This is a genomic window from Ligilactobacillus acidipiscis DSM 15836 (assembly GCF_001435755.1).
In the GTDB taxonomy this organism is placed as follows: domain Bacteria; phylum Bacillota; class Bacilli; order Lactobacillales; family Lactobacillaceae; genus Ligilactobacillus; species Ligilactobacillus acidipiscis.
The window spans coordinates 1-8,247 of the sequence record NZ_AZFI01000099.1; the positions used below are offsets into that span (position 1 = coordinate 1).

Consider the following 8,247-nt stretch of genomic DNA (forward strand, 5'->3'; position numbering starts at 1 on the left):
TCTATCAGTACCAAATATTATAGAACCTTTTATTCAGGCGCAACTACTTGATCATTGTGGATATAACGGTCAAAAGCTTCGTAAACTGGTAAAAAAAGATCATTTTGTTTATTTGCCGCTAACATTTCTCGAGGAAAAAAGAGACGTTCGTCACCAGAAACTTTGCCGGTGATCGAGTTGACAAGTGGACTGATAGCCGATAGTTCTACCAAACTTTGGTCATTTTGTATTAATTCGATTTGAGTCCGTGGATTTTGCGAATGAGGATCATAGGCATCATATGGCAGGTCATAACTATCATTAGTGTCCATGTAGTATTCAGCAGAGTAACCAGCTTGTGTGACTAACTTTTCTAAGGTAGGGATGTACTTTCTAGTTTCTGGTGATATACGGACAGATTTCAGTGGGTGCCGGTCTAAGAAACGGTGTGCCAGATCACTTAGTATTTCATCGCCTGAGTCGCGCCAGACTGCAAAACAAGTATTCAAGACCCCATCGTCGAGGTGTAAATAGTCATTTAAACTGTATTCTCCGGTCAAAAACGGAACTAGCAGGTCTGTGGCGCCATTTAACTGAAGTTTATTAACAGTGTAGAGGTACTTTGCACGCTTTAACAAATGGCTTAAAATAACCTCCATTGAGCGTGAAACAGGGTGGAAGTACACTTGCTGATACATTTGAAAACGACTGACAATGTAATCTTCAACAGCGTGCATTCCTGAAATGTCAAAAGTGATCCCTTCTTTATAAGGGCGCATCACTCGCAAGATCCTAGTCAAATCGAAATTACCATATTTTGTTCCTGTAAAGTAAGAATCACGTAGTAAATAATCCATCCTGTCAGCATCGATCTGACTCGAGATCATTTGAACAACTTGAGGATCAGGATAGGTTTTTTGAATTACACTGGCTACTTTTTCAGGAAAATTTGGCCCGACCTTTTTTAAGACTTGATTCACTTCAGTTTGCGGAGAAGTGATAATGTCGGTAGTCATTTGTTCGTGATCGGTTGAAAAAATATGTTCAAAAGTATGCGAGTATGGCCCATGACCCAAGTCATGCAATAAAGCTGCACAAAGTACTACGATCCGTTCATTATCGTCCCAAAGCCCATCATCTTTTTTTTGGCTGGGATAGTTTCTCTCGAACAGGTCACAGATCTGGCGCGTGATCTCATAGACACCAACAGAGTGTGAAAAACGTGAATGTTCTGCACCATGGAAGGTATAACTCGTAGTGCCGAGCTGTTTGATCCGACGGAGCCGTTGAAATTCCCTAGTATTGATCAAATCAAGGATAACTTGCTGTTGAATATAAATATGATTATGGATCGGGTCACGCAAGACTTTTTCCATAGGTAATTTTTGAACATTATACTGAGTGATAAGTAGAAACCTCCTTTAAAAACAACAGAATTGTCAGCGCTAGATATAAACAATAACTTATTGTTTTTGCTCCCCAACATTTTACTTGAATAGTATGTGTGAAATAACTAAAATGTCTAAGCCGGATAATCTAGTGTAATAGTGTGTCAGACATTATGAATACTGGATAATTCGTTAAGTGATTTTGTACTGATTATAACATAATTAGTACGAAAGACTTTTGTGTCTACGATTAAAAATATATAATACTATTGTAAAACATTTTAGTAATAGAAAAGGAAAAGTGGGGTTTTGCAAGTTTCTTGTAGAAGAAATTTGCAACTAAGATCCTGAAACATCCAAATAAATTCAGAAAGGACAGATAAAAACGGCAACGGAAAAATCTAATGTCATGATCCATTTGGAAACGCAAAGTGTACAAGAAGGAGAAGTTAATAATTTAGTTCAAGATGTACCTGGGCAGTTTTTCAATATGGGAAAAACGATTTATTTACGTTATCAAGAAAAGTTAAAAGATCAAGATCCTGCGATGGTTACTTTTAAGATCAATGCTGCTGGCGAAGTTCAACTAACGCGACAGCAGGGGCGAAATAGGTCGCAGATGTTTTTTGTGGTAAATAAAAAGCTGGAAGCACGTTATCAGACCCCTTATGGTGTCGTACCACTGATCACTGTTACTCCTAAGATGAATGTGACCTTATCTGAATATCCCGTTAGTGGAAAAGTTTCGATCGATTATGATCTGATCTCAAATGGACAGGAGCTGGGGGAGTACAAAATACGATTGCATTTTACAGCCTAATATTGTATAATAGAAAATAAACTGTGGAAAGGACGTGTACCGGTTTGGAGCTAGAAAGATTCAAAGGTGCGAATAAAACAGAATTATCAATGATCGAAGTTGCGCGGGCCATTTTAAACCAAAAAGGCGATGTAATGGGCTTCGCAGATTTGACAAATGAAATTCAACAATTTCTTGGTAAAAGCGATGAAGAGATCCGTGATCGTTTACCACAATTTTATACGGATTTAAACATTGATGGCAGCTTCATTTCATTAGGGGATAATCTGTGGGGCTTGCGTTCCTGGTATCCATATGAATCTATCGATGAAGCACTTGTTCATTCTGATGATGAAGATGAAGAACGTCCAAAGCGTAAAAGTCGCAAAAAGGTCAACGCCTTTCTCGATGATCAAAGTGATGACGATGATGATGTGATCGATTATGACGATGATGATCCTGAAGATCAGGACTTTGATGATGATGAAGATACTGAAGACGATGAAGAATCTGCTGAATTAAAAGAATATGGTAAAGATTTAAGTGATATTGACGAATCAACTGATGATGAGGATGATGATGAGCTTCCTGATGGAATTGAAGGGCAGCTTTCCGAACTTGATGATGACGAAGATGACGACAACGAAGAGTAATTTTGCAAAATGAATTTATAGTTATCTAAGATTTAGATTTGACGTGGCGTAAATTATTCTGTATTATACTGTCTGGGCGCTTCAGTTAGATGCTGGAGTCAAATGAACGGTAAAAGTAAGCTCTCTATTCATAATAATGGATAGGGAGCTTATTTCTTTTTTAAATCTTCCCCATAAAAATTTAATCTAGAGGAGAGGCATTTGTAATGACCAAATATATTTTTGTAACTGGTGGAGTTGTATCATCTTTAGGAAAAGGGATCGTTGCTGCTTCGTTAGGGCGCTTGTTAAAAAATCGTGGTCTAAAACTGACCATTCAAAAGTTTGATCCTTATATTAACGTTGATCCAGGTACAATGAGCCCATATCAACACGGCGAAGTTTTTGTAACAGATGACGGTACAGAAACTGACTTAGACCTTGGACACTACGAACGCTTCATCGACATTCGACTGAACAAGTATTCCAACGTGACTACTGGTAAGATTTATTCAGAAGTTATTAAAAAAGAGCGTCGTGGTGACTATTTAGGGGGCACTGTCCAAGTGATACCCCATATCACTAATATGATCAAAGAAAAGATCATGCGTGCCGGTACATCATCAGACGCCGATGTAGTGATTACAGAAGTTGGCGGAACAGTTGGCGATATTGAATCATTACCTTTCCTGGAAGCATTACGACAAATGCGCGCTGATGTTGGACCGGAAAACGTTTTGTATATCCATACAACATTGATCCCATATTTAAGGGCCGCTGGCGAAATGAAAACTAAACCAACGCAGCACAGTGTTAAGGAATTGCGTGGCTTAGGGATTCAACCAAACATTTTGGTTTTACGGACAGAAAAACCGATTTCACAAGAAATGCGTAACAAAATATCTAACTTTTGTGATGTTGAGCCGGAAGCTGTGATCGAATCTCTAGATGTTCCAACTCTCTATCAGATCCCGATGAATTTAAAGGCGCAGCATATGGATGACATTGTTTGTCAAAAATTAAATTTAGACACGCCTGAGGCTGATATGTCTAAATGGCAGGATCTTTTGAACACAGTCAATAATTTATCTGGACAAGTGAAAATTGCTTTGATCGGTAAATATACTTCATTACCTGATGCATATATATCTGTCAACGAGGCCTTAAAACACGCCGGCTATCAGATCAAGAAAAATGTTAAAATCGAGTACGTTGATGCTGAGGAACTGGATAGTTCTAATGTAGCTGAAAAATTAGCTGCTTATGATGGAATTATCGTACCGGGCGGATTTGGCGATCGTGGACTTGAAGGAATGATACAGGCAATTAGGTATGCACGTGAAAATGATGTTCCATTCTTGGGAATTTGTTTAGGGATGCAGTTGGCATGTATTGAGTTTGCCCGTGATGTTACGGGGTTAGAGGATAGCAACTCAACAGAGGTTGATCCGCATTGTAAAAACAACATTATCGATTTAATGGCTGACCAAGAAAATATCCAAGAAATGGGCGGGACTCAGCGTTTGGGACTTTATCCATGTAAGTTGCGTAAGAATACCAAAGCTTCTGCTGCCTATAAGGGACAAGAAGTGATTCAAGAACGTCATCGCCATCGGTACGAATTTAACAACGCTTATCGTGAGATATTAGCGGAAAAAGGGTTGACTTTTGCCGGAACGTCTCCTGATAACCATTTGGTTGAAGTGGTAGAACTAACTGATCATAAATTCTTCGTGGCTTCCCAATACCATCCAGAATTTTTGTCACGACCACAAAGCCCTGAAGGTTTGTTTGCTGACTTTGTCAAGGCGAGTGCCGAATAGTTAATAATAAAATTTAGTGAATTTTGATAATATCCGTAGGCTTTTAGAGCCTACGGATATTTTTTTGATGTTCAATAGGAGTAATATTTGAGCAAATTAAACTATTTATGATATGCTTGGAGTGATAAAGGTCTAACTGATCAGGAAGGATGATTGAAATGCAAAAATCTGAAGGATTCGATAACATCGCTTTGAAAATTATTGATTATCAGGAAAAGCATCATATGACTGATGCTGAGTTTGCTTTAGCAAGTCATTTTACTGTTGAAAAGATCCACGGTTTTAAATCTATGACAGGAGCTGCGCCTACCCAGGAAGAAGAAACTGCTCTAGAAAGATTTATGCGGACAAATTCAGTTCGTGCCTAAGTGTAAGAAATATTTTTTTACAAAATTTAAGAGAACTTGTCAAAATCAATTGAAACAATTATTAGTATCTTGTATTATGAAATAAGGCGCATTTTTGTGTCTCTGTACGCTGAAACCATTTGGTGAATAAGCGTGCTTTTTGATGATATTAGACTAATAATTGTTTTTATTTTGGTGAGGACTTATAAAATGAAAAAAATGATCGTAAAAGGCGGACAGAAAATGGTCGGAGAGGTCACGATCGGCGGTGCTAAGAATAGTACTGTTGCATTGATACCGGCAGCGATTTTAGCTGATACTCCAGTAACATTTGATTCTGTTCCAGATATTTTAGATGTTCATAATTTAATGGTGATTTTAAAATCGATGAATGTTGATTCACATTTTGGCCATGGGATTTTGAAAATTGACCCGACAAGGATCGAACCGAATCCTTTGCCTGGTGACGCTATTAGAAGTTTGCGTGCTTCATATTATTTCATGGGTGCTTTATTGGGTAAATTTGGTCATGCTGAAGTTGGCTTTCCTGGGGGAGACAACATTGGCCCCAGACCGATCGACCAGCATATTAAAGGCTTTGAAGCTTTGGGCGCACAGGTAAAAAAGAAAAAAAATTCAGTTGAGATCACAACAAAACCCGAAGGCTTGCACGGAGCAAGGATTTTCTTTGACTTGGTTTCAGTTGGAGCAACTATCAATGTTTTGTTGGCCGCTGTCAAAGCAAAAGGGACAACTATCATGGAAAATGTTGCTCGCGAACCGGAGATCATTGATTTGGCAACTTTCTTAAATAATATGGGTGCCCATATTCGTGGTGCAGGTACAAATGAGATTCGTGTCGAAGGCGTGGATCATTTGCGAGCACGCAACACGCATACCATAATTCCCGATCGTATCGAAGCTGGTACTTATATCGCATTTGCTGCGGCAAATGGTCAAGGGGTCTTAGTTAAAAATGTAATTACAGAGCATTTAGATCCCTTTCTTGCAAAATTGCAGGAAATGGGTGTTACTTTAGAGATCGATGAAGACAGTGTCTATATTCCTGGAAATGACCAATTGGCACCAATTTCAATTAAAACTTCGCCGTTTCCCGGTTTTGCCACAGATCTGCAGCAACCGATAACACCATTGCTTATGAAAGCACGGGGCAAATCAACGATCGCTGACACTCTTTATCCGAAGCGGATCAAACATATCCCTGAAATGAACCGTATGGGTGGTAATATCAAGAGTGAAGAAGGTGTCATAACTGTCGGGCCATCAGAAAAACTAGTTGGTACTACAGTGGAAGCTGATGAGATCCGAGCCGGTGTATCTTTGGTGGGACTGGCAATGATGTCTGAGGGGACGACGACTATATTAAAAGCAGATAATATTTTACGGGGTTATGACAGAATAGTAGATAAATTCCGCGGCTTGCATGTTGAATTAAAAGTTGTGACAATGCCAGACACAGTAGAAACAATAGAATGAAGGAGCGCAAAAAATGCCAGAAAATTTAACTTTGGCTGATTTAGAGGGTAAGACCTTAAAAGAAATTTACAATTTTGCTCGTCAATTGAAGATCCCTTACTATAGTCAGATGAATAAAAAAGAGTTATCTGTAGCTATAATACGAGCCCAGGCTAAAGAAGAGGGCTTTTATTATATGAATGGGGTCCTTGATGTTGTTTCACATGAGGAAGGATATGGATTTTTACGTCCAATTAATTATGGGCATTCACAAGAAGATATTTATGTATCTGCTTCACAGATCAGACGTTTTGGTTTACGAAGCGGAGATCTTGTTGCGGGCAAAGTACGTGCACCTAAAACAAATGAGCGTTATTACGGCATGATGCATGTTGATTCTGTTAACGGCAAGGATCCTGAGGGAGCTAAAACAAGGCCTCATTTTCCAGCGCTGACGCCATTGTTCCCTAATAAACAAATGCACTTGGAAACTAGCGGCGCTCAGCTAGCAACACGTGTAATCGATGCTTTTGCCCCGATCGGTTTTGGTCAAAGAGGGTTAATAGTTGCACCGCCCAAAACTGGGAAAACAAATCTACTGGCTCAAATAGCACGGGGCATTTCAAAAAACTATCCGAAAACAAAGTTGATCATGTTGTTGATAGACGAACGTCCTGAAGAAGTGACTGAGATGGAGCGTACGATCGATGGTGAAGTCGTGTATTCGACTTTTGATCAGAAACCTGAAAATCATGTTCGAGTGGCTGAGTTAGTTTTACAAAGAGCTGAACGGTTGGTTGAAGAAAAAGAAGATGTTGTGATCTTACTTGATTCCTTAACACGACTAACACGTTCATATAACTTGGTTGAGCCGCCGAGTGGAAGAACACTTTCAGGCGGGATCGATCCAGCGGCTTTATTTAAGCCTAAAAGATTTTTTGGTGCTGCGAGAAATATTGAAGAAGGCGGAAGTTTGACTATTTTAGCCACTGCTTTAGTTGATACTGGCAGTCGCATGGATGATTTTATTTTTGAAGAATTCAAAGGAACAGGGAACCAAGAGCTTCAGTTGGATCGGGGATTGGCTCAGCGCCGTATTTTTCCGGCTGTTGATATTAAACGATCAAGTACAAGAAAAGAAGAGCTGTTATTGCCTGCTGAAGTTTTGAACAATATTTGGAAACTACGCAAGGTATTGAGTGGTGAACCTGAAAATGATACGCCACAAGTTTTAAGTATGCTTCGAAAAACTAAAGATAATCAAGAATTCTATGATCAAGCTGCTAAATGGGAACTAACACAGAGAAAAAAGAATAATCGTCGCTAAGCGAGGCTTAAAATAACTAAACTTTAGTTTTGATAATAAACGATTGCGTGACACGTTCTTTCATGTTACTATGTTAGTTGTTGTAATAATATGTACAATATAAATATCAACTCTGTCTCAGCAAATGACTCAGGGCAAAGGAGAGTATTAATAATGAGAAAAGGGATTCATCCAGATTATCATCAAGTTGTTTTCATGGACTCAGCAACAGGCTATAAGTTCGTTTCTGGTTCAACAAAAAACTCTGATGAAACAGTTGAATTTGAAGGCGAAACATACCCATTGATCCGTGTTGAAATTTCTAGTGATTCACATCCTTTCTACACAGGACGTCAAAAGTTCAACCAAGTCGATGGTCGTATCGATCGTTTCAACAAGAAATATGGTTTCACACAAGAATAATATTTTATTCAAGTTTTCACTTGGTTCATGATGAGTCAAGTGTTTTTTTGTGGTTCTTTATCAAGTGGTACTGA

At 38.9% G+C, this 8,247-nt stretch carries 8 protein-coding genes; 7 read left to right on the forward strand and 1 reads right to left on the reverse strand.

Features of this window, described 5'->3' with window-relative positions; all coding sequences use genetic code 11:
- Positions 1–29: 29 nt before the first annotated feature.
- Complete coding sequence (locus FC65_RS07225) at positions 30–1,355, reverse strand: HD domain-containing protein (protein WP_056972099.1); 1,326 nt, start codon at positions 1,353–1,355, stop codon at positions 30–32.
- A 421-nt stretch (positions 1,356–1,776) separates the two neighbouring features.
- On the opposite strand from FC65_RS07225, the gene FC65_RS07230 reads away from it, so the two are divergent.
- The 7 genes from FC65_RS07230 (at position 1,777) to FC65_RS07260 (ending at position 8,173) form a co-directional block, all read left to right on the forward strand.
- Positions 1,777–2,187, forward strand: coding sequence for a YwiB family protein (locus FC65_RS07230; protein ID WP_010499426.1), 411 nt, complete (start codon positions 1,777–1,779; stop codon positions 2,185–2,187).
- A 44-nt stretch (positions 2,188–2,231) separates the two neighbouring features.
- Complete coding sequence (gene rpoE / locus FC65_RS07235) at positions 2,232–2,819, forward strand: DNA-directed RNA polymerase subunit delta (protein ID WP_010499428.1); 588 nt, start codon at positions 2,232–2,234, stop codon at positions 2,817–2,819.
- Positions 2,820–3,025: 206 nt separating this feature from the next.
- A complete protein-coding gene (locus FC65_RS07240; protein WP_056972100.1) occupies positions 3,026–4,621 on the forward strand; it encodes a CTP synthase in 1,596 nt (531 codons plus the stop codon).
- Positions 4,622–4,779: 158 nt separating this feature from the next.
- Positions 4,780–4,989 carry an LBP_cg2779 family protein gene (locus FC65_RS07245; protein WP_035631537.1) on the forward strand — a complete coding sequence of 70 codons (210 nt, stop codon included), beginning with the start codon at positions 4,780–4,782 and terminating at the stop codon, positions 4,987–4,989.
- 189 nt (positions 4,990–5,178) lie between these two features.
- Positions 5,179–6,465, forward strand: coding sequence for a UDP-N-acetylglucosamine 1-carboxyvinyltransferase (locus FC65_RS07250; protein ID WP_056972101.1), 1,287 nt, complete (start codon positions 5,179–5,181; stop codon positions 6,463–6,465).
- Positions 6,466–6,478: 13 nt separating this feature from the next.
- Positions 6,479–7,771, forward strand: coding sequence for a transcription termination factor Rho (rho, locus tag FC65_RS07255; protein ID WP_010499680.1), 1,293 nt, complete (start codon positions 6,479–6,481; stop codon positions 7,769–7,771).
- A gap of 153 nt (positions 7,772–7,924) precedes the next feature.
- Complete coding sequence (locus FC65_RS07260) at positions 7,925–8,173, forward strand: type B 50S ribosomal protein L31 (protein WP_010499682.1); 249 nt, start codon at positions 7,925–7,927, stop codon at positions 8,171–8,173.
- The last annotated feature ends 74 nt before the right edge of the window (positions 8,174–8,247 follow it).

Excerpts from the sequence above, each read along its gene's own strand:
- FC65_RS07260 (WP_010499682.1), top strand. The coding sequence starts at position 7,925 with ATGAGAAAAGGGATTCATCCAGATTATCATCAAGTTGTTTTCATGGAC.
- FC65_RS07230 (WP_010499426.1), top strand. The coding sequence starts at position 1,777 with ATGATCCATTTGGAAACGCAAAGTGTACAAGAAGGAGAAGTTAATAAT.
- rho (WP_010499680.1), top strand. The coding sequence starts at position 6,479 with ATGCCAGAAAATTTAACTTTGGCTGATTTAGAGGGTAAGACCTTAAAA.
- FC65_RS07240 (WP_056972100.1), top strand. The coding sequence starts at position 3,026 with ATGACCAAATATATTTTTGTAACTGGTGGAGTTGTATCATCTTTAGGA.
- FC65_RS07225 (WP_056972099.1), bottom strand. The coding sequence starts at position 1,355 with ATGGAAAAAGTCTTGCGTGACCCGATCCATAATCATATTTATATTCAA.
- FC65_RS07245 (WP_035631537.1), top strand. The coding sequence starts at position 4,780 with ATGCAAAAATCTGAAGGATTCGATAACATCGCTTTGAAAATTATTGAT.
- FC65_RS07250 (WP_056972101.1), top strand. The coding sequence starts at position 5,179 with ATGAAAAAAATGATCGTAAAAGGCGGACAGAAAATGGTCGGAGAGGTC.